This window comes from Hydrobacter penzbergensis (assembly GCF_900106985.1).
Classification (GTDB): Bacteria; Bacteroidota; Bacteroidia; order Chitinophagales; family Chitinophagaceae; genus Sediminibacterium; species Sediminibacterium magnilacihabitans.
This window is the reverse complement of the sequence record NZ_FNNO01000012.1, coordinates 67,853-87,305: the sequence shown is the minus strand read 5'-3', so window position 1 is coordinate 87,305 and position 19,453 is coordinate 67,853. Positions and strand designations below refer to the sequence as shown.

The window sequence follows — 19,453 nt, the reverse complement described above, 5'->3', positions numbered from 1 at the left end:
ATGGCTCGAATAGGCATCAACATAGCAACCGGCAGTTTACAACAGGCAGAAATGATCGTGGGCATCGACCTGGGCACCACGAACAGCCTGGTGGCCATCATTCACCCGGAAAGCAAGCAACCGGCCGCTTTAAAAGAACACAATACCAGCAGCCTCGTTCCCAGCATCGTTCATTTCGATGCCATGGGCAACCCCGAAGTGGGTGAAACAGCGAAAGGGTACCTGGAAACAGATCCCCAACACACGATTTTCAGTGTGAAGCGTTTGATGGGGAAGAGCTATAAAGACGTGAAAGACAATGCCGGTTTCTTCACTTATAAAGTGATCGATGATGATACCGATAGCCTGGTGAAAGTGCAGGTGGGCGATCGTTTTTATTCCCCCATTGAATTATCCTCCCTCATACTCAAAGAACTGAAACAACGCGCCGAGCATATTCTCAAAACACCCGTAACCAAAGCGGTGATCACCGTGCCGGCCTACTTCAACGACGCACAACGCCAGGCTACCCGCGACGCAGGTAAACTGGCAGGACTGGATGTGCTGCGCATTGTGAACGAACCAACGGCAGCCAGCCTGGCCTATGGCATGGGATTGAATAAGGAGGAAGAAAAAACAATCGCAGTGTACGACCTGGGCGGCGGCACTTTTGATATTTCGTTGTTGCGCATCAGCAACGGTATTTATGAAGTGCTGAGCACCAATGGCGATACCTATTTGGGAGGCGATGATTTCGACAGAACCATCATGCAATACTGGATGAAAGAAAGGGGCATTGATGCAACTGCATTGCACCAGGATAAACAACTGGCACAATCATTAAGACTGAAAGCCGAAGCTGCCAAGCGCGCATTGAGCACAGATGAATTGTTCAGCGATGAATGGAATGGCGGAAAACTGGAACTGAGCAGAACCGTGTTTGCCTCACTGGTACAACCATTGATCGATACTACCATCGGCTGTTGCAGGAATGCGTTGAAAGACGCGGAACTCACCACAGCCGATATCGATACCGTAGTGATGGTAGGAGGCAGTACCCGCGTACCGGCTGTAAAGCAGGCGGTCAGTGCCTTTTTTGGAAAGCCAGTGAACGATTCGGTGAACCCGGATGAAGTGGTGGCACTCGGCGCCGCAGTACAAGCCGATATCCTCGCCGGCAACAACAAAGATTTTTTACTGCTCGATATCACACCGTTAAGCCTGGGTATTGAAACCATGGGCGGATTGATGGACGTGCTCATCCCCCGTAATTCAAAAATTCCCACCAAAGTGGGGCGACAATATACCACGCAGAAAGACGGACAAAGCGGTATGCGCATTTCGGTATTCCAGGGCGAGCGCGATCTGGTAAAAGACAATCGCAAGCTGGCCGAATTCAACCTCACCGGCATCCCGGCCATGCCCGCGGGCTTACCCAAAGTAGAAGTAAGTTTTCTCATCAATGCCGATGGGATATTGGTAGTGAAAGCAAAAGAACTGCGGAGTGGAGTGGAACAAAGTATTGAAGTAAAACCGCAATACGGACTCACCGATACAGAAGTTGAAAAAATGCTGCTGGAAAGCATCACCCATGCCGGAGACGATATGCAGGCAAGGGCGTTGGTAGAAGCCAAAACCGAAGGAGAACAATTACTGGGCCTCACAGAAAAATTCATCTCCAAAAATCCCGGCCTGCTTTCAGCAGAAGAACTGCAAACCACCGCACATGCCATGCAGGCCCTGCAACTGGCGCTGACGATGGACGACAAGAACCTCATCCAGAAAAAAACAGAAGAACTCAACGATATAACGCGGCCTTTTGCCGAGCGGGCCATGGACCAGGCCGTGAGCCAAGCGATGAAAGGAAAGCAGATAGGTTAACGGCTCAGGCTCATCCAGCGCTGCACATATTTACCCAGTATATCGAATTCAAGGTTGACTGCCGTGCCTGCCTGCACGTGCTTAATACTGGTATGTTCGAATGTATAGGGAATGATGGCCACCGTGAAATGGTCGCGGTTCACATTGAAGCAGGTAAGACTAGTCCCGTTAACGGCAATAGATCCTTTCTCAATGACCAGGTGGGCAAACTCCGAAGGAAATTGAAAGATGAACTCCCAACTGCCGTCCAGTTCCTTTCTTTCCTGGCAGATAGCGGTACAATCGGCATGCCCCTGTACAATATGGCCATCGAGCCGGCCGTTCATCACCATACATCTTTCCAGGTTGATCTTCTCGCCGGTGGCCCAGCTACCCAGGTTGGTCTTTTTCAGGGTTTCCTCAATAGCCGTTACCCGGTGCATGCCGTCTTTCAGCTCATCCACCGTTAAGCAAACGCCATCGTGGCTCACGCTCTGGTCTATTTTCAGTTCGCCCGAGAGGGGAGAACTGACCCAGAAACTGGCGTTGGAGCCCTTTTTTTCAATAGAAACGATTTTTCCGGTCGATTCGATGATTCCTGTAAACATGATCGCAAAGTAATGAGGAATGTCTGATTTTTTGCCATTTTACTCGTCACCCTGAGCGAACGAAGTGAGTCGAGGAACCTGCTGAACACTTTACGAGGCCCCTCGGCTACGCTCGGGGTGACGATCATAAAGGAGACGGATAAATTTTTCTAATGAGCTTGTTTATATGACTGACGCGCTGTATCTTTGCAGTCCTAAAAAACGCCCGAGGAGGTATCAACATTATGCTCATCATTGATTCAAAAGATTGCGAAAACATCGACAAAGCGCTCAAAAAATACAAGAAGAAATTTGAGAAAAGCAAGGTTTTATTGCAATTGAGGTCGCGTCAGGCATTTACCAAGCCGTCTGTAAGGCGTCGCGGTGAGGTGCTGAAGGCCATCTACAAGCAGCAGATAGCAAGTGGAAAGATAGAAGGATAATCTCCTTTTATCCACCTGAATATAGTAAGTAGCTGAGGTTGTTTAACTTTAAGCTACTTTTTTTATGCCCATACCCGAATCCCCATCCTTGCAGTCCTTCCTGGACCACCTCAAATACGAGCGGCGCTATTCGCAGCATACTATTATTGGGTACCGGACCGACCTGGAGCAGTTCTTCGCCTACCTGGCCAGCCAGTTCGAATCGCCAGGCCTGTCCGCCATCAGTTCCATGATGATCAGGAGCTGGCTGGCAGAACTGAAAGAAGACGAGATAGCGGCGCGGTCCATCAACCGGAAAATATCTTCACTTAAATCTTTTTTCAAATACCAGTTGAAAATAGGGGCGTTGGAGCAGACGCCCATGACCACCATCGTATCGCCCAAACAAGGTAAAAGGCTGCCGGTTTTTGTGGAAGAAAAAAGCATGGAGCAGTTATTTAGCCCCGAACTCTACGAAGAGGGTTGGCAGGGCCGGACCGAGCGCCTGGTACTCATGCTGTTTTATCATACGGGTATGCGTTTGAGCGAGTTGGTCAATCTTAAATACAGTCAGCTCGATGGGGCACAGTCGCAACTGAAAGTGCTGGGAAAAGGAAATAAGGAGCGCATCATACCGGTTTCCAGGGAACTGGCGGCGGAACTGCAACAGTATCAAAGCGATAAAACCGGCGAACTGGCTATGGCCGACCGGTTATTTGTAACGGAAAAGGGCAAGCCGCTGCAGCCCCGCTCAGTGTATGCGTTTGTAAAAGCCAAACTGGGAGCCGTAACCACGGTTCAAAAGAAGAGTCCGCACGTGCTGCGCCATAGTTTTGCCACCCACCTGATGAACAACGGGGCCGACCTGAACGCGGTGAAAGAGCTGCTGGGCCACAGCAGCCTGGCGGCCACCCAGGTGTACACCCACAACACAATCGAGAAGCTGAAAGAAGTGTTCAAAAAAGCACATCCGAAGGCTTGAGAAATTCTCTTAAAATTGTCAAAAAATCCGCTCACATTTTTTCGTTTTTCTCCCCATTTGACGTACATTGTTAGTCCGTTGAAAACGGATCTAAAAGTTCTTTCAAATATTATTTTTTAACCGATAAAACGTGAGTTGCTATGAACGTTAACATTCAAACTGTGCATTTTAATGCTGATGACAAACTGGTAGATTATGTGTCACGTAAGCTCAGCAAGCTGAGCACTTTCCACGACAGGATATTGAAAGTAGATGTGTTCCTGAAGCTGGATAACGTGGTGCATACGATCAAGGACAAAGTAGCTGAGATCCGTATTCATGTACCAAGGCACGAGTTTTTTGTGAAGTCGTCGTCGAAGTCGTTCGAAGAATCATTTGATTGTGCAATGGAGTCGATTGTTACACAGATAAAAAGGAAAAAACAGAAACTACTGGCGGCATAAAAAGGAATTGAAAAAATTGGTTGTAAGGCTCCCTTTCGGGGGCCTTTTTTATTGGGCCCGGCCGGGGCTTCCGGACCGTTTTCTCCGGAGCCGGCGCAAACTGTTGAAAACTAGCCGAAAAAAATCATGGCAAAATTTTGCTGAATGAAGTTTTCCGTTACCTTTGCCATCCCAAAAAATAGGAGCGTTCTTTTACATTTTGCCGAAGTAGCTCAGTTGGTAGAGCAACTGATTTGTAATCAGTAGGTCGCGGGTTCGAGTCCCATCTTCGGCTCTAAATAAATCAAGGGCAGGTTCCAGAGCGGCCAAATGGGGCGGACTGTAAATCCGCTGTCTTTCGACTTCAGTGGTTCGAATCCACTCCTGCCCACGGAAAAAATGAGAGAATGAGACAATTCGGTAATTCGACAATGTTTCTTTCTCTTTTATGATGTTCTTATTAATAGTGAGAATTTGTGAATCACTGGCATTGTCGAATTGCCAAATTGACGAATTGTCAAATTGATATGCGGAAGTAGCTCAATTGGTAGAGCGATAGCCTTCCAAGCTATAGGTTGCGGGTTCGATCCTCGTCTTCCGCTCAACGCTAAAAAGCCGTTGTAGCTCAGTGGTAGAGCACTTCCTTGGTAGGGAAGAGGTCGTGAGTTCGATTCTCACTAACGGCTCGGATTTGTGAAAGAGGAAAAGTAGTTTGGTATAAATTTTTAAAATACAACTAAAATCGATAAAAATGTCTAAAGAGACCTTTAAGAGGGAAAAACCTCACGTAAACGTTGGTACAATTGGTCACGTTGACCATGGTAAGACCACTTTGACTGCTGCCATTACGGACATCTTATCTAAGAAAGGTCTGGCGCAGGCTAAGAAATATGATGAGATCGACGGCGCTCCTGAAGAAAAAGAGCGTGGTATCACCATCAACACTGCACACGTAGAATATCAAACTGCAAACCGTCACTATGCGCACGTTGACTGTCCTGGTCACGCTGACTATGTGAAGAATATGATCACCGGTGCTGCCCAGATGGACGGTGCTATCCTGGTAGTAGCTTCTACCGATGGTCCGATGCCCCAGACTAAGGAGCACATCCTGCTGGCCCGCCAGGTAGGTGTACCCCGTATCGTGGTATTCATGAACAAAGTTGACCTGGTAGACGATCCTGAACTGCTGGAACTGGTTGAAATGGAGATCCGCGAACTGCTGACTTCTTACGGTTTCGACGGTGACAATACCCCCATCATCAAAGGTTCTGCTACAGGCGCCCTGGCTGGTGAAGAAAAATGGGTTAAATGCATCGATGAACTGATGGAAGCTGTAGATACTTACATCCCGCTGCCTCCCCGTCCGGTTGATATGCCGTTCCTGATGTCAGTAGAAGACGTGTTCTCTATTACAGGTCGTGGTACAGTTGCTACCGGCCGTATCGAGCGCGGTATCATCAAAGTAGGTGAAGCTGTTGAGATCGTAGGTCTGCAGGAAGCTGCGCAGAGCTCTACTGTAACTGGTGTCGAAATGTTCAAAAAACTGTTGGATGAAGGTCAGGCTGGTGATAACGCAGGTCTGCTGCTCCGCGGTATTGAGAAAAAAGATATCCGTCGCGGTATGGTAATCTGTAAGCCCGGTTCTATCACTCCTCACACAGATTTCAAAGGAGAAGTATACGTACTGAGCAAGGAAGAAGGTGGACGTCACACTCCGTTCTTCAACAAATACCGTCCCCAGTTCTATTTCCGTACTACAGACGTAACTGGTGAAGTTACCCTGCCTGAAGGAACAGAAATGGTAATGCCTGGCGATAACATCAACCTCTCTGTAAAACTGATCCAGCCCATCGCGATGGAGAAAGGTCTGAAATTCGCTATCCGCGAAGGTGGACGTACAGTAGGTGCCGGTCAGGTTACTGAAATCGTTAAATAAGCTAAGCCCACCGGCTTTTAGCTTCATGGCAAATGGAAATTTTTGGTACATTTGCTGACATAATAAACTAAAAGCTGTTTCGGAACCCCCGGAATAGCTTTTAGCTTTCTACGGGCATAGTACAACGGTTAGTATAGAGGTCTCCAAAACCTTTGATCTGGGTTCGAATCCTAGTGCCCGTGCGGAGAAAATTTGACAATTCGACAATTCAATAATTCGACAATGGGAGACGGAAACAATTTGGCTACCCAATTATGATCGAAAAATGATGACCAGTTATTGAATTGTCAAATTGTCGAATTGCCAAATTGCCAAATTAATCTGATGAATAAAATCACGACATATTTCAAAGAGAGCTACCAGGAACTGATGGAAAAAGTAACCTGGCCAACCTGGACGCAGTTGCAGCAGAGCACAGTGATTGTGCTGGTAGCTACCATCATCATTACCGCCATGGTATGGGCGATGGATTTTGCCAGCAACCAGGTGCTGAAACTGATTTATTCATTGTTTAAGTAAGAAAAGATGGAAGCATCTGTAAATACCACCCCCACTACAGCTACACCGCAGCAGGAAACCAAATGGTATGTATTGCGCGTGGTAAGCGGTAAGGAGCGGAAAGTAAAAGAATACCTGGATAAGGACATCATTCGCAGCGGATGGCAGGAGATCATCAAGCAGGTATTCCTTCCTATGGAAAAAGTATATAAAGTGCAGAACGGTAAAAAAGTAATGCGCGAGAAAAACTATTTCCCGGGATATGTGATGATGGAAGTGCTGGATGGTAAGCTGAACGATGATATGGTACAACATATCAGCAACATCAGCAACGTGATGCATTTTCTCACCGACGGAAAAGGATCCAAAGGCAATATCATCTCCCTGCGCAAGAGCGAAGTGAACAAGATGCTGGGTAAGGTAGATGAAATGAACGACCAGGGCGTAATGCTCAGCGAGCCGTTCATCGTAGGAGAGACCATCAAGATCATCGAAGGGCCTTTCAACGACTTCAACGGCGTGATCGAAGAAGTGAACGACGAGAAGAAGAAACTGAAAGTGACCGTGAAGATCTTCGGTCGTTCTACCCCTGTAGAACTCAACTACATGCAGGTAGAGAAACTGAGTTAAGCAGCGGTTGGCTTATCATATTCGAAAGGTTGTCCTCCAGGACAGCCTTTTTTATTACTGGAAACGACCGGAAGTCCTGACCAGCTCTTGCAGATCGTCCCAGTCAGGAGTAGGATTCCTGATCCCCCAACTACCTTCCGCCAACTCCGCTTCCAGGTTGCCACCATCCCATCCTGCATAGCCGATGAATAAAAGCAGATCGTTGGGGACCACAATCCCGGCCGATAAATACCGGAGGGCCTGCTCAAAATCACCACCGAAGCAAATGCCCTGGGCCACCGCTTGACCGCCGGGGATCATATCGGGACGGCGGTGCAGGAAGAACAGGTGTTCCTGGTCAACCGGTCCGCCCTGGTATAAGGTCAGAGCGGGCATGTGCCGGTAAGCTTCCAGCTCATTAAACCACCTGGGGAATACCCGGTTGATCACAAAACCCATGGCGCCTTTGTTATTGTGTTCGGCAATGAAAACCAGGGTATTGCTGAAATGAGGGTCGGTCAAAGCCGTGCTGCTGGCCAGGAGGGAACCGCAAAATGTTGTCATACGGCCAAATATATCATGAAAAATGCTTTGTTTTCTGATATTTTACCTACCTTTGCCGCCCCAAAAGTTCTTTTTGAAAGAATGATTGACTTTGGGAGTTCCGGTAAAAGCCGGGACGCTATAACCAATTAAATCAAAGAAAATGGCAAAAGAAATCTCAGGCTTTGTGAAGCTGCAGGTGAAAGGTGGCCAAGCCAATCCCGCGCCTCCCGTAGGCCCCGCCCTCGGTTCGAAGGGTGTTAACATTATGGAGTTCTGCAAGCAGTTTAATGCCAGGACCCAGGACAAAATGGGAAAAGTAGTTCCTGTTTTGATCACCGTTTATTCTGACAAGTCTTTCGACTTCATCATCAAAACAGCCCCCGCTGCTGTACAGTTGATGGAAGCCGCAAAAATCCAGAAAGGTTCTAAAGAAAGCAACCGCGAAAAAGTAGGTAAAGTAACCTGGGCACAGGTAGAAGCCATTGCCAAGGATAAAATGTCCGACCTGAACGCATTTACTTTAAACAGCGCCATGAGCATGGTAGCCGGTACTGCACGCAGTATGGGTATCACCGTTGATGGTAAAGCCCCCTGGGAAAACTAATTTATTCACCTTTAAACTTTTAGAAAATGGCACTTAGCAAAAAAAGAAAAGTAGCAGTTACTAAGGTGGATAAAAACAAAGCTTATTCCCTGAAGGAAGCTTCTACCCTGGTAAAAGAAATCAATTGTACAAAATTCGATAGTTCTGTTGACCTGCATATCCGTTTGGGCGTTGACCCCAAGAAAGCAGACCAGCAGGTACGTGGTACCGTATCATTACCTCATGGTACCGGTAAAACCAAAAAAGTACTGGTGCTTTGCACGCCCGATAAAGAAGCGGCTGCTAAAGAAGCCGGCGCTGACTTTGTAGGACTGGATGAATTCATCAGCAAGATCGAAGGCGGATGGGTAGATGTGGACGTGATCATCGCTACACCTTCTGTAATGCCCAAGATCGGTAAGCTGGGTAAAGTACTCGGTCCACGTAACCTGATGCCCAACCCCAAAACAGGTACTGTTACCAATGACGTGGCAGCAGCTGTGAACGAGGTAAAAGGCGGTAAGATCGCGTTCAAGGTAGACAAAGCGGGTATCGTACACGCTTCTATCGGCCGTGTATCTTTCACGTCTGACAAGATCGCCGAGAACAGCGCTGAGCTGATCAACGCCATCATCAAACTGAAACCTTCTTCTGCCAAAGGTATCTACCTCAAAGGCGTAAGCATGGCCAGTTCGATGAGTCCGGGTATCGCATTGGACACTAAATCATTAATGAACTAATTCCTGGTGATCTTATTCCGCGCAGGCGGGATGGGAAATGACCCGGGTTTATAAAACAGATCAGTTATGACTAAAGATCAAAAAAACGAGGTGATAGAACTGCTGAAAGGCAAGTTCTCCCAATATAATAACTTCTACATCACCGATACAGAATCGTTGAGCGTAGAACAGGTATCTGCACTGCGTCGCACTTGCTTCGACAAGCAGGTGGAGATGAAAGTGGCCAAGAATACCCTTATCCGCAAAGCGCTGGAATCATTGGATGCTGAGAAATACGCAAGCGTTTATCCCGCATTGAACAATGTAACCGCCCTGATGTTCTCTGAGAACCCCAAGGAACCCGCTTTGATCATCAGCTCATTTCGCAAGGCGAGCAACGGTGAAAAACCGGTATTGAAAGCTGCATTCATCAATGGTGATGTATACACCGGCGACAACAACCTGAAAACACTGACCCAGATCAAGACGAAGAACGAACTGATCGGCGAAGTGATCGGATTGCTGCAATCTCCTGCCAAGCGTGTACTGGCTGCGTTGTTGCACCACCACGAGAAGCAGGCGGGAACTGCGACTGCAGAATAATTTTGGATGTATTAGCATTAAATAAAACAAATTTTTTTAAACCCTCCGCCGGAGTTCAAAAGACCTTGAAGGCGGAAAAAATTTAAACACATGGCAGACGTTAAATCATTAGCCGAAACATTAGTAGGCTTGACAGTAAAAGAAGTTCAGGAACTGGCAGATGTACTGAAAGCTGATTACGGTATCGAACCCGCTGCAGCTGCAGTAGTAGTAGCTGGTGGCGACGGTGGCGGAGCTGCTGCTGTTGAAGAGAAAACATCTTTCGATGTGATCCTCGTTAGCGGCGGCGCAAGCAAACTGGGCGTAGTGAAGATCGTTAAAGAACTGACCGGCCTTGGACTGAAAGAAGCAAAAGACCTGGTTGACGGCGCTCCCAAGCCTATCAAAGAAGGCGTTTCTAAAGCTGAAGCCGATGAACTGGCTGCTAAGCTGAAAGACGCAGGAGCTGAAGTAGAAATCAAGTAAGCTTACTGTCTCAGACATAATCTAAAGGCCGTCCCGGTGTAATACTGGGACGGCCTTTTTTGCGCCATTTCGGCAGGATTTTAATTTTTCTTTGCCTCTATACCTGTTTTGGTCTAAAATTTGTTTTTTCGAATCCCGAATTATCATTACTTTTGCCATCCTTATTTTGGGAAAATTAGCGGGTGGACATCTTTATCATTGACGTTTGAATGGTGGATGCGCCGATTGTACGCTAAGGGCATTTCGGTTCTTACAGATTTTTTTCGCATAAAACCGGTTTTACACATATATGTCTACTACAACATTGAACAACAGGGTCGGCTTCGGAAAAACTAAACATTTGGCTGAGGCTCCTGACCTGCTCGACATTCAGTTAGAATCATTCAGAGAATTTTTCCAGTTAGAAACAACGCCCGACAAACGTAATGTGGAAGGGCTGTTCCGTGTGTTCAAGGAAAACTTTCCTATCACCGATACACGCAACATTTTCGTGCTGGAATTCCTGGATTACTTCATCGATCCGCCGCGTTACACCATTGATGAGTGTATGGAGCGCGGACTCACTTACGCAGTTCCCCTGAAAGCGAAACTGCGCCTGAGTTGTAATGATGAAGAGCACGTAGATTTCCAGACCATCGTTCAGGATGTGTTCCTGGGTAATATCCCCTACATGACTCCCCGTGGCACTTTCGTAATTAACGGAGCAGAGCGTGTAGTGGTATCACAATTGCACCGCTCACCCGGTGTATTCTTCGGCCAGTCCGTTCACCCCAACGGAACCAAGATATATTCTGCCCGCGTGATCCCCTTCAAAGGCGCGTGGATGGAATTCGCTACAGACATCAACAACGTGATGTACGCGTATATCGACCGTAAGAAAAAATTCCCCGTAACCACTTTGCTGCGTTCTATCGGTTTCGAAACCGATAAAGACATCCTGGAACTCTTCGGCATGGCCGATGAAGTGAAGGCTGACAAGAAAACGCTGTCACACCACATAGGTAAGAAACTGGCTGCCCGCGTTTTGAGAACATGGGTGGAAGATTTCGTGGATGAAGATACCGGTGAAGTTGTGAGTATCGAGCGTAACGAGATCGTAATGGAGCGCGACACTGTTCTGGACGAAGAAGGTATCAATACCATCATCGAAATGGAAGTGAAGAGCGTATTCATCCAGAAAGAAGATGTGGGTGGTGATTATGCGATCATCTATAACACACTAAATAAAGATACTTCGAACAGTGAACTCGAAGCGGTTCAGCACATCTACCGCCAACTGCGTGGTGCTGATGCGCCGGATAATGAAACTGCCCGTGGTATCATCGATAAATTATTCTTCTCCGATAAGCGTTATGACCTGGGTGAAGTTGGCCGTTACAAGATCAACCGCAAACTGAACCTCGATTATCCGCTGGAGAAAAAAGTACTCACCAAGCAGGACATCATCGAGATCATCAAATACCTCGTACGCCTCACCAATGGTAAAGCCGAGATCGATGACATCGATCACCTGAGCAACCGTCGTGTACGTACCGTAGGAGAGCAGCTCTATGCACAATTCGGCGTAGGTCTGGCCCGTATGGCCCGTACCATCCGTGAAAGGATGAACGTTCGCGATAATGAAGTGTTCACACCGGTTGACCTCATCAACGCGAGAACACTGTCATCCGTGATCAACTCATTCTTCGGAACCTCACAGTTGTCACAGTTCCTCGACCAAACCAACCCGCTGTCGGAGATCACGCACAAGCGTCGTATTTCTGCACTCGGACCAGGAGGTTTGAGTCGTGAGCGTGCCGGCTTCGAGGTGCGTGACGTACACTATTCACACTATGGTCGTTTGTGTACCATTGAAACACCGGAAGGACCGAACATCGGTCTGATCTCTACACTGTGTGTGCACGCTGCCATCAACGATATGGGCTTCATTGAAACGCCGTATCGCAAGGTAGACAACGGTAAAGTGAACATGAAAGAACTCACTTTCCTGAGCGCTGAAGAAGAAGATACCGCCAAGATCGCCCAGAGTAACTCTCCTTTGAATGAAAAAGGACAGTTCGTGGAAGACAAAGTGGTTTCCCGCCAGACTGGTGATTTTCCCATATTGGACAAAGAAGAAGTAGAATATATGGACGTAGCGCCCAACCAGATCGTTGGTTTGAGTGCTTCGCTGATCCCCTTCCTCGAGCACGATGACGCCAACCGTGCGCTGATGGGATCGAACATGCAACGCCAGGCTGTACCGCTGATCCGCCCCGAGGCGCCGATCGTAGGTACCGGACTGGAAGGCAAAGCTGCCCGCGATGCACGTATCCAGATACACGCAGAAGGTAATGGTGTGGTTGAATTTGTAGACGCCAACGAGATCCATGTTCGTTACGACAGGAACGATATGGACCGCCTGATCAGCTTCAATGATGACCTGCAGGTGTACAAGCTCACCAAGTTCATCAAAACCAACCAGGCCACTTGTATCAACCTGCGCCCGGCTGTGAGGAAAGGACAGAAAGTGAAGAAAGGTGATTTCCTTACCGAAGGTTATGCAACCAAAGACGGAGAACTCGCACTGGGTCGTAACCTGCAAGTGGCTTTCATGCCCTGGAAAGGTTACAACTTCGAGGATGCCATCGTGATCAGTGAGAAAGTAGTGCGTGAAGACCTGTTTACTTCTGTACACATTGAAGAATATGAACTGGAAGTACGCGATACCAAACTGGGTGAAGAAGAACTCACGCCCGATATCCCGAACGTTTCAGAAGAAGCTACCAAGGACCTCGACGAAAATGGTATCATCCGTATCGGTGCTACTATCAAAGAAGGCGATATCCTCATTGGTAAGATCACTCCAAAAGGTGAATCAGATCCTACACCGGAAGAAAAACTGCTTCGCGCCATCTTTGGTGATAAAGCAGGTGATGCCAAAGATGCTTCACTGAAAGCGCCGAACGGTACCGAAGGTGTGGTGATCGATAAAAAGCTGTTCCAGCGTGCGAAGAAAGACAAGAATGGCAAGATCCGTGAGAAAGCACAACTGGAGAAAGTAGAAAAAGTACACCAGCAGAACGAAGAAAGCATCAAAGAATTGCTGCTCGATAAATTACAGACCCTGTTGAAAGACAAAGCTTCTACAGGTGTGAGCAACAATTTCGGCGAAATGCTCATTGGTAAAGGCGCTAAGTTCAACCAAAAGAACCTGGCAGCCATCGACTACCAGAACGTGAATCCGCTGGGCTGGACTGGTGACGCTAAAACAGATGACCAGATCAATACATTGTTGCACAACTACAGCATCCGTTTCAACGAAGAACTCGGACGTTACAAGCGTGAGAAATTCAACATCTCTATTGGTGATGAATTACCCGCAGGTGTATTGAAACTGGCTAAAGTTTACCTGGCTGTGAAGCGTAAGCTGAAAGTGGGAGATAAGATGGCGGGCCGTCACGGTAACAAAGGTATCGTTGCCAAGATCGTTCGTGCAGAAGATATGCCGTTCATGGAAGACGGTACACCGGTGGATATTGTACTGAACCCGCTGGGGGTACCTTCCCGTATGAACCTCGGACAGATTTATGAAACCATTCTGGGCTGGACAGGCAAGCGCCTGGGCGTGAAATTCGCTACGCCGATCTTCGATGGCGCTTCTACAGATGAAATCGAAGAATACTGCAAGCAAGCAAGTATACCCAGGAACGGACATACTTACCTGTACGATGGTGAGACCGGAGAGCGTTTCCACCAGAAAGCCACTGTGGGTGTGATCTACATGATCAAACTGCACCACATGGTAGATGATAAGATGCACGCCCGTTCAATCGGACCATACAGCTTGATCACACAACAGCCGTTGGGTGGTAAGGCGCAGTTCGGCGGACAGCGTTTCGGTGAGATGGAGGTATGGGCACTGGAAGCTTATGGTGCATCCAACATCCTGCAGGAATTGCTGACACTGAAATCAGATGATATCATCGGAAGGGCCAAGACCTACGAAGCCATCGTGAAAGGTGAAAACATTCCACGTGCCGGTGTTCCAGAATCATTCAACGTATTGGTTCATGAACTGAGAGGTTTGGGTCTGGATCTGAAATTTGAATAATCTTTTTGATATACGATGTGTGTTGAACGCACATCGTATATCACTTGAATCAAATCAGCAGATCAATCAACTAACAAAAAATTTCAACAAGCTTAGATATGGCCATCAAAAAAGACAATCGCCCCAGATCAACTTTTTCACAGATCACGATCAGTCTGGCATCGCCCGACAGCATCCTGGAAAGAAGTTTTGGCGAAGTGCTGAAGCCTGAAACCATTAACTATCGTACCTATAAACCGGAGCGCGACGGTTTGTTCTGCGAAAGGATATTCGGACCCGTAAAGGATTACGAATGTGCCTGCGGAAAATATAAGCGTATTCGTTACAAAGGCATCGTGTGCGACCGCTGCGGTGTGGAAGTAACAGAAAAGAAAGTACGCCGTGAGCGCATGGGCCACATCAAACTGGTGGTGCCCGTAGTGCACATCTGGTACTTCAAGAGTCTGCCCAACAAGATCGGTTACCTGCTGGGTATGAGCTCCAAGAAATTAGAGACCATCATTTATTATGAGCGTTACGTAGTGATCCAGGGTGGTGTGAAAGAAAGCCTGAACTCCGGCGACCTGCTCACGGAAGAAGAATACCTGGATATCCTGGACAATTTGCCCAAGGACAACCAGTACCTGCCCGATGAAGATCCGCAGAAATTCATTGCCAAAATGGGCGCTGAAGCAGTGCACGCACTGTTGGAAAGGATCGACCTCGACGGCCTGAGCTTCTCGCTCCGTAATGCCGCTGCTACCGAAACTTCACAGCAGCGTAAAGCAGATGCACTGAAGCGCCTGAGCGTAGTGGAATCTTTCCGCGACGCAGGCACACGCATTACCAACCGCCCCGAGTGGATGGTGATGCAATACATCCCCGTAATTCCTCCGGAACTGCGTCCGCTGGTTCCATTGGACGGCGGCCGTTTCGCTTCATCAGACCTGAACGACCTTTACCGTCGTGTGATCATCCGTAACAACCGTTTGAAGCGTTTGTTGGAGATCAAAGCGCCTGAAGTGATCCTGCGTAACGAAAAACGTATGCTACAGGAAGCGATCGATTCACTGTTCGACAACAGCCGTAAATCCAATGCGGTGAAAGCCGAAGGTGGCCGTGCACTGAAATCACTTTCCGATGTACTGAAAGGTAAGCAGGGACGTTTCCGTCAGAACCTGTTGGGTAAACGTGTGGACTACTCAGGTCGTTCTGTGATCGTGGTAGGTCCTGAAATGAAAATACACGAGTGCGGTCTGCCTAAAGACATGGCAGCCGAGCTGTTCAAGCCATTCGTGATCCGTAAACTGATTGAAAGAGGTATCGTGAAAACGGTGAAGTCGGCCAAGAAACTGGTAGACCGCAAAGAAGCCGTGATCTGGGATATCCTCGAAAATATATTGAAAGGGCACCCTGTAATGCTGAACCGTGCCCCGACACTGCACCGTTTGTCAATCCAGGCTTTCCAGCCCAAACTGGTAGAAGGTAAAGCTATCCAGCTGCACCCGCTGGTTACTTCTTCCTTCAACGCCGACTTCGACGGTGACCAGATGGCGGTACACGTGCCTTTGAGCAATGCAGCCATCCTGGAAGCGCAATTGCTGATGCTGTCTTCACACAACATCCTCAACCCGCAGAACGGTACGCCCATCACCCTGCCCTCACAGGACATGGTACTGGGACTGTACTACATCACCAAAGGTAAGAAGACCATGGGCGATGAAGTGATCAGGGGAGAAGGCAAGGCTTTCTACAGCATGGATGAAGTGCTCATTGCTTACAACGAAGGTGCGGTTGACCTGCATGCCCATATCAAAGTGAAAACGAATGTGCGTGTGAACGGACAACTGGTGAAAAAACTGATCGATACTACTGTAGGTCGCGTACTGTTCAACCAGCACGTACCGCATGAAGTAGGATTCGTGAATGCACTGCTCACCAAGAAAAGTCTTCGTGAGATCATCGGCGACATCATCAAGATCACCGATGTTCCTAAGACAGCGAAATTCCTCGACGATATCAAGACCCTCGGTTTCCGTATGGCCTTCCGTGGTGGATTGTCGTTCAACGTGAACGACCTGATCGTGCCCGACCAGCGTAATGAACTGCTGGAGAATGCCAAGACAGAAGTGGAAGAAGTGTGGGAGAACTATAACATGGGTCTGATCACCAATAACGAGCGATACAACCAGGTAATCGATATCTGGAGCCGTGTGGATACCCGTATCACTGAAACGCTGATCCGTGAAATGCAGAACGATAAGCAGGGCTTCAACTCTGTTTACATGATGCTGGATTCCGGAGCGCGTGGTAGTAAAACGCAGGTAAAACAGCTGGTGGGCATCCGCGGTCTGATGGCCAAGCCCCGTAAGAGCGGCAGCACAGGCAGCGAGGTAATTGAAAACCCCATCTTGTCGAACTTCAAGAACGGACTGAACGTATTGGATTACTTCATCTCTACACACGGTGCCCGTAAAGGTCTTGCCGATACGGCCCTGAAAACAGCCGATGCCGGCTACCTGACCCGTCGTCTCGTAGACGTGGCCCAGGATGTGGTGATCGGCGAAGAGGATTGCGGTACCCTGCGCGGAAACGCTACCACAGCGCTGAAAGACAATGAAGACATCATTGAACCGCTGGCAGACAGGATCGAAGGCCGTACCTCATTACACAATATCTATCATCCCGTTACCGATGAACTGATCATCGCTGCGGGTGAAGAAATATCTTCAGACATCGCGAAAGCAATTGAAGAAGCAGGCATTGAAACCGTAGAAATACGTTCTGTGCTCACCTGCGAAAGCAAGCGCGGTGTGTGCGTAAAATGTTACGGACGTAATCTGGCAACAGGCTACCTGACACAGCAAGGAGATGCCGTAGGCATCATCGCTGCACAGTCAATCGGTGAGCCTGGTACACAGCTGACACTGCGTACGTTCCACGTGGGTGGTGTTGCGGGATCTGCTTCGGTTGAATCGAGCCTGAACGCGAAATTCGACGGTACCATCCAGTTCGATGGTCTGAGAACAGTAGATGCACTGAACAATGAAGGTGATAAAGTGAAGATCGTTATCGGCCGTACCGGTGAGGTAAGGATCATGGATGTGAAGAACGACAGGCTGATGATTACCAACAACGTTCCTTATGGTGCTACCTTGGCTGTGAAAGACGGGCAGCAGGTGAAGAAAGGAGATGTGATCTGTACCTGGGATCCGTTCAACAACGTAATCGTAGCAGAGCAGAACGGTAAGATCAAATTTGAAAATGTACTCGATGGTATCACATACCGCGATGAGGCCGATGAACAAACCGGTCACCGCGAGAAAGTGGTTATCGAAACAAAAGATAAGACCAAGATACCTACCGTTATTGTAGAAGGAAAAGAAAACAAACAATACAACCTGCCCGTTGGATCGCATATTGTGATCGAAGAAGGAGATGATGTGAAAGCCGGACAGGTACTGGTTAAGATACCGCGTGTACTGGGTAAACTCAGGGATATCACCGGAGGTCTGCCCCGTGTAACAGAATTGTTCGAAGCACGTAACCCGGGCAACCCTGCGATCGTTTGTGAGATCGATGGCGTGGTAGCATTCGGTAATGTAAAACGTGGTAACCGCGAGATCATTGTTGAATCGAAAGACGGTATGGTGAAGAAATACCTGGTTCCGTTGACACGCCAGATCCTGGTACAGGACGGCGACTTCGTGAAAGCCGGTACACCGCTGTCAGACGGACAGATCGCGCCCGCCGATATACTTGCTATCAAAGGACCTTTCGCCGTACAGGAATACGTAGTGAACGAGATCCAGGAAGTATACCGTTTACAGGGTGTGAAGATCAACGACAAGCACATTGAAGTGATCGTTCGCCAGATGATGAAGAAAGTAGAGATCGTAGACGCAGGAGATACCAAGTTCCTCGAAGAAGATCTCGAAGACAGGTTCGACTTTATCGAAGAGAACGACAGGATCTTCGATAAGAAAGTAGTAACCGAAGCAGGTGAAAGCGCTAAGATGAAAGCCGGACAGATCATTACCCTCCGTGAACTGCGTGAAGAGAATTCCATCCTCCGCAGGAGCGACAAGAAATTGGTAGAAGTAAGGGATGCCAAGCCCGCCACTGCAACACCGGTGCTGCTGGGTATCACCAAAGCTTCACTGGGTGTACAGAGCTGGATCTCTGCCGCATCATTCCAGGAAACTACCAAAGTATTGAGCCAGGCGGCTATCCAGGGTAAGACCGATGCGATGCTCGGACTGAAAGAGAACGTGATCACTGGTCACCTGATACCTGCCGGTACCGGACAGAAAGAGTTCGAGAACATGATCGTAGGTAGCAAGGAAGAGTACGAAGTACTGGCCACTACACGTGAAGCGATGAGCTTTGATGATGATGAATAATGCCTTGTCTGTCAATGCAGACAGGTTAAATGATAAAAAGTAGGAAGTCAATACACTTCCTACTTTTTTACATAGGTCGCTACCTGCAAAGGTCTTGTTAATCTTGCTCTGCAAAAGGCCAGAGCCATTGAATGATTCTAATTTTACAGCACAAAAAGAGTTCGAATGAAAAATGTTTCACTGGGTTTGAATGTAGTACTGGTACTGGCGGTAGCTGTTTTGTTTTACCTGCATTTCTCCGGCAAGAAAGCCACTGTACAGGCAGTCGACACCAAATCAATTCCTGCCGGTAGCTTCAAGATTGCCTATTTCGAAATAGATTCCATACAAACACAATTCGAATATTACAAAGAGATACAGAAAGGGCTGGAAGCCAAAGACCAGGAAGTGACGCGCCAGCTGAATGCCCTGAAAAATGCTTTTGCTGCCAAATACCAGGAATTGCAGCGCAGCGCCCAAAGCCTTACGCAGGCTGAATTAGCCAGCAGGCAACAGGAACTGCAGCAGATGGATAAAACCTACCAGGGCAAAGAGCAAATGCTCACCAGCGAATTGCAGGAAGAGAGTATTCGCAAAAGACAGGACGTGCAAAAGAAGATCAAGGAATTCCTGGAAGCGTACAACAAAGACAAAGGCTATTCTTATATCTTCTCTAATCTCTCCGACCTTTTATACTTCAAGGATACGGCTTACGACATCACCAAAGACGTGGTCAATGGCCTGAACCAGAAATACAAGAAGAAATAGGAACTTCCACCATATTT

16 protein-coding genes and 5 tRNA genes are annotated in these 19,453 nt (G+C 48.0%); 19 read left to right on the top strand and 2 right to left on the bottom strand.

Going from position 1 to position 19,453, the window contains the following annotated elements; translation table 11 throughout:
- Positions 1–1,860 (top strand): Fe-S protein assembly chaperone HscA, encoded by a 1,860-nt coding sequence (gene hscA, locus BLU98_RS12980; RefSeq protein WP_092725211.1) that lies wholly within the window; start codon positions 1–3, stop codon positions 1,858–1,860.
- Here the strand turns inward: hscA and BLU98_RS12975 are convergent.
- Positions 1,857–2,447: a riboflavin synthase gene (locus BLU98_RS12975; RefSeq protein ID WP_092725209.1), complete on the bottom strand. Its 591-nt coding sequence runs from the start codon at positions 2,445–2,447 to the stop codon at positions 1,857–1,859. The genes hscA and BLU98_RS12975 overlap by 4 nt on opposite strands.
- A 224-nt stretch (positions 2,448–2,671) precedes the next feature.
- Between BLU98_RS12975 and rpsU the strand changes: the two genes are divergently transcribed.
- The 11 genes from rpsU (at position 2,672) to nusG (ending at position 7,319) form a co-directional block, all read left to right on the top strand.
- Positions 2,672–2,869: a 30S ribosomal protein S21 gene (gene rpsU, locus BLU98_RS12970; RefSeq protein ID WP_026773665.1), complete on the top strand. Its 198-nt coding sequence runs from the start codon at positions 2,672–2,674 to the stop codon at positions 2,867–2,869.
- Between the two features lie 64 nt (positions 2,870–2,933).
- Positions 2,934–3,830: a tyrosine-type recombinase/integrase gene (locus BLU98_RS12965; protein WP_092725207.1), complete on the top strand. Its 897-nt coding sequence runs from the start codon at positions 2,934–2,936 to the stop codon at positions 3,828–3,830.
- A 140-nt stretch (positions 3,831–3,970) separates the two neighbouring features.
- Positions 3,971–4,273, top strand: a complete 303-nt coding sequence (locus BLU98_RS12960; protein ID WP_092725205.1) for an HPF/RaiA family ribosome-associated protein — start codon at positions 3,971–3,973, stop codon at positions 4,271–4,273.
- Between the two features lie 201 nt (positions 4,274–4,474).
- Positions 4,475–4,547, top strand: a tRNA-Thr gene (locus tag BLU98_RS12955).
- Between the two features lie 13 nt (positions 4,548–4,560).
- Positions 4,561–4,643 (top strand) — tRNA-Tyr (locus BLU98_RS12950).
- Positions 4,644–4,781: 138 nt separating this feature from the next.
- Positions 4,782–4,854: transfer RNA gene (locus tag BLU98_RS12945), tRNA-Gly, on the top strand.
- A gap of 12 nt (positions 4,855–4,866) precedes the next feature.
- Positions 4,867–4,938: transfer RNA gene (locus tag BLU98_RS12940), tRNA-Thr, on the top strand.
- Positions 4,939–5,003: 65 nt separating this feature from the next.
- Complete coding sequence (gene tuf / locus BLU98_RS12935) at positions 5,004–6,191, top strand: elongation factor Tu (RefSeq protein WP_026770526.1); 1,188 nt, start codon at positions 5,004–5,006, stop codon at positions 6,189–6,191.
- A gap of 110 nt (positions 6,192–6,301) precedes the next feature.
- Positions 6,302–6,373: transfer RNA gene (locus BLU98_RS12930), tRNA-Trp, on the top strand.
- Positions 6,374–6,515: 142 nt separating this feature from the next.
- Positions 6,516–6,710 carry a preprotein translocase subunit SecE gene (gene secE / locus BLU98_RS12925; protein WP_092725203.1) on the top strand — a complete coding sequence of 65 codons (195 nt, stop codon included), beginning with the start codon at positions 6,516–6,518 and terminating at the stop codon, positions 6,708–6,710.
- A gap of 6 nt (positions 6,711–6,716) precedes the next feature.
- Positions 6,717–7,319 carry a transcription termination/antitermination protein NusG gene (gene nusG, locus BLU98_RS12920; RefSeq protein WP_026773667.1) on the top strand — a complete coding sequence of 201 codons (603 nt, stop codon included), beginning with the start codon at positions 6,717–6,719 and terminating at the stop codon, positions 7,317–7,319.
- A gap of 54 nt (positions 7,320–7,373) precedes the next feature.
- Here the strand turns inward: nusG and BLU98_RS12915 are convergent, their stop codons facing one another.
- Entirely contained in the window at positions 7,374–7,862 is a 489-nt protein-coding gene (locus tag BLU98_RS12915; RefSeq protein WP_092725201.1) for a YqgE/AlgH family protein, read from the bottom strand.
- Between the two features lie 142 nt (positions 7,863–8,004).
- Between BLU98_RS12915 and rplK the strand changes: the two genes are divergently transcribed.
- The 7 genes from rplK to BLU98_RS12880 all read left to right on the top strand — a co-directional run bounded on the left by rplK (position 8,005) and on the right by BLU98_RS12880 (position 19,436).
- The gene (rplK, locus tag BLU98_RS12910) at positions 8,005–8,448 is read left to right on the top strand and encodes a 50S ribosomal protein L11 (protein WP_026770523.1); all 444 of its coding nucleotides are present in this window, start codon (positions 8,005–8,007) and stop codon (positions 8,446–8,448) included.
- A 26-nt stretch (positions 8,449–8,474) separates the two neighbouring features.
- A complete protein-coding gene (rplA, locus tag BLU98_RS12905; RefSeq protein WP_026770522.1) occupies positions 8,475–9,167 on the top strand; it encodes a 50S ribosomal protein L1 in 693 nt (230 codons plus the stop codon).
- Positions 9,168–9,233: 66 nt separating this feature from the next.
- Positions 9,234–9,749: a 50S ribosomal protein L10 gene (gene rplJ / locus BLU98_RS12900; protein ID WP_092725188.1), complete on the top strand. Its 516-nt coding sequence runs from the start codon at positions 9,234–9,236 to the stop codon at positions 9,747–9,749.
- Between the two features lie 90 nt (positions 9,750–9,839).
- Positions 9,840–10,214: a 50S ribosomal protein L7/L12 gene (gene rplL, locus BLU98_RS12895; protein ID WP_092725187.1), complete on the top strand. Its 375-nt coding sequence runs from the start codon at positions 9,840–9,842 to the stop codon at positions 10,212–10,214.
- A gap of 289 nt (positions 10,215–10,503) precedes the next feature.
- Positions 10,504–14,307: a DNA-directed RNA polymerase subunit beta gene (gene rpoB / locus BLU98_RS12890; protein ID WP_092725185.1), complete on the top strand. Its 3,804-nt coding sequence runs from the start codon at positions 10,504–10,506 to the stop codon at positions 14,305–14,307.
- Between the two features lie 98 nt (positions 14,308–14,405).
- The gene (gene rpoC, locus BLU98_RS12885; RefSeq protein WP_092725183.1) at positions 14,406–18,689 is read left to right on the top strand and encodes a DNA-directed RNA polymerase subunit beta'; all 4,284 of its coding nucleotides are present in this window, start codon (positions 14,406–14,408) and stop codon (positions 18,687–18,689) included.
- A 165-nt stretch (positions 18,690–18,854) separates the two neighbouring features.
- Positions 18,855–19,436, top strand: a complete 582-nt coding sequence (locus BLU98_RS12880; protein ID WP_092725181.1) for an OmpH/Skp family outer membrane protein — start codon at positions 18,855–18,857, stop codon at positions 19,434–19,436.
- Positions 19,437–19,453 lie beyond the last annotated feature (17 nt).

Excerpts from the sequence above, each read along its gene's own strand:
- BLU98_RS12880 (WP_092725181.1), top strand. The coding sequence starts at position 18,855 with ATGAAAAATGTTTCACTGGGTTTGAATGTAGTACTGGTACTGGCGGTA.
- rpoB (WP_092725185.1), top strand. The coding sequence starts at position 10,504 with ATGTCTACTACAACATTGAACAACAGGGTCGGCTTCGGAAAAACTAAA.
- BLU98_RS12915 (WP_092725201.1), bottom strand. The coding sequence starts at position 7,862 with ATGACAACATTTTGCGGTTCCCTCCTGGCCAGCAGCACGGCTTTGACC.
- rplA (WP_026770522.1), top strand. The coding sequence starts at position 8,475 with ATGGCACTTAGCAAAAAAAGAAAAGTAGCAGTTACTAAGGTGGATAAA.
- rplJ (WP_092725188.1), top strand. The coding sequence starts at position 9,234 with ATGACTAAAGATCAAAAAAACGAGGTGATAGAACTGCTGAAAGGCAAG.
- secE (WP_092725203.1), top strand. The coding sequence starts at position 6,516 with ATGAATAAAATCACGACATATTTCAAAGAGAGCTACCAGGAACTGATG.
- BLU98_RS12975 (WP_092725209.1), bottom strand. The coding sequence starts at position 2,447 with ATGTTTACAGGAATCATCGAATCGACCGGAAAAATCGTTTCTATTGAA.
- hscA (WP_092725211.1), top strand. The coding sequence starts at position 1 with ATGGCTCGAATAGGCATCAACATAGCAACCGGCAGTTTACAACAGGCA.
- nusG (WP_026773667.1), top strand. The coding sequence starts at position 6,717 with ATGGAAGCATCTGTAAATACCACCCCCACTACAGCTACACCGCAGCAG.
- rpoC (WP_092725183.1), top strand. The coding sequence starts at position 14,406 with ATGGCCATCAAAAAAGACAATCGCCCCAGATCAACTTTTTCACAGATC.
- BLU98_RS12960 (WP_092725205.1), top strand. The coding sequence starts at position 3,971 with ATGAACGTTAACATTCAAACTGTGCATTTTAATGCTGATGACAAACTG.
- rpsU (WP_026773665.1), top strand. The coding sequence starts at position 2,672 with ATGCTCATCATTGATTCAAAAGATTGCGAAAACATCGACAAAGCGCTC.
- BLU98_RS12965 (WP_092725207.1), top strand. The coding sequence starts at position 2,934 with ATGCCCATACCCGAATCCCCATCCTTGCAGTCCTTCCTGGACCACCTC.
- rplL (WP_092725187.1), top strand. The coding sequence starts at position 9,840 with ATGGCAGACGTTAAATCATTAGCCGAAACATTAGTAGGCTTGACAGTA.
- tuf (WP_026770526.1), top strand. The coding sequence starts at position 5,004 with ATGTCTAAAGAGACCTTTAAGAGGGAAAAACCTCACGTAAACGTTGGT.
- rplK (WP_026770523.1), top strand. The coding sequence starts at position 8,005 with ATGGCAAAAGAAATCTCAGGCTTTGTGAAGCTGCAGGTGAAAGGTGGC.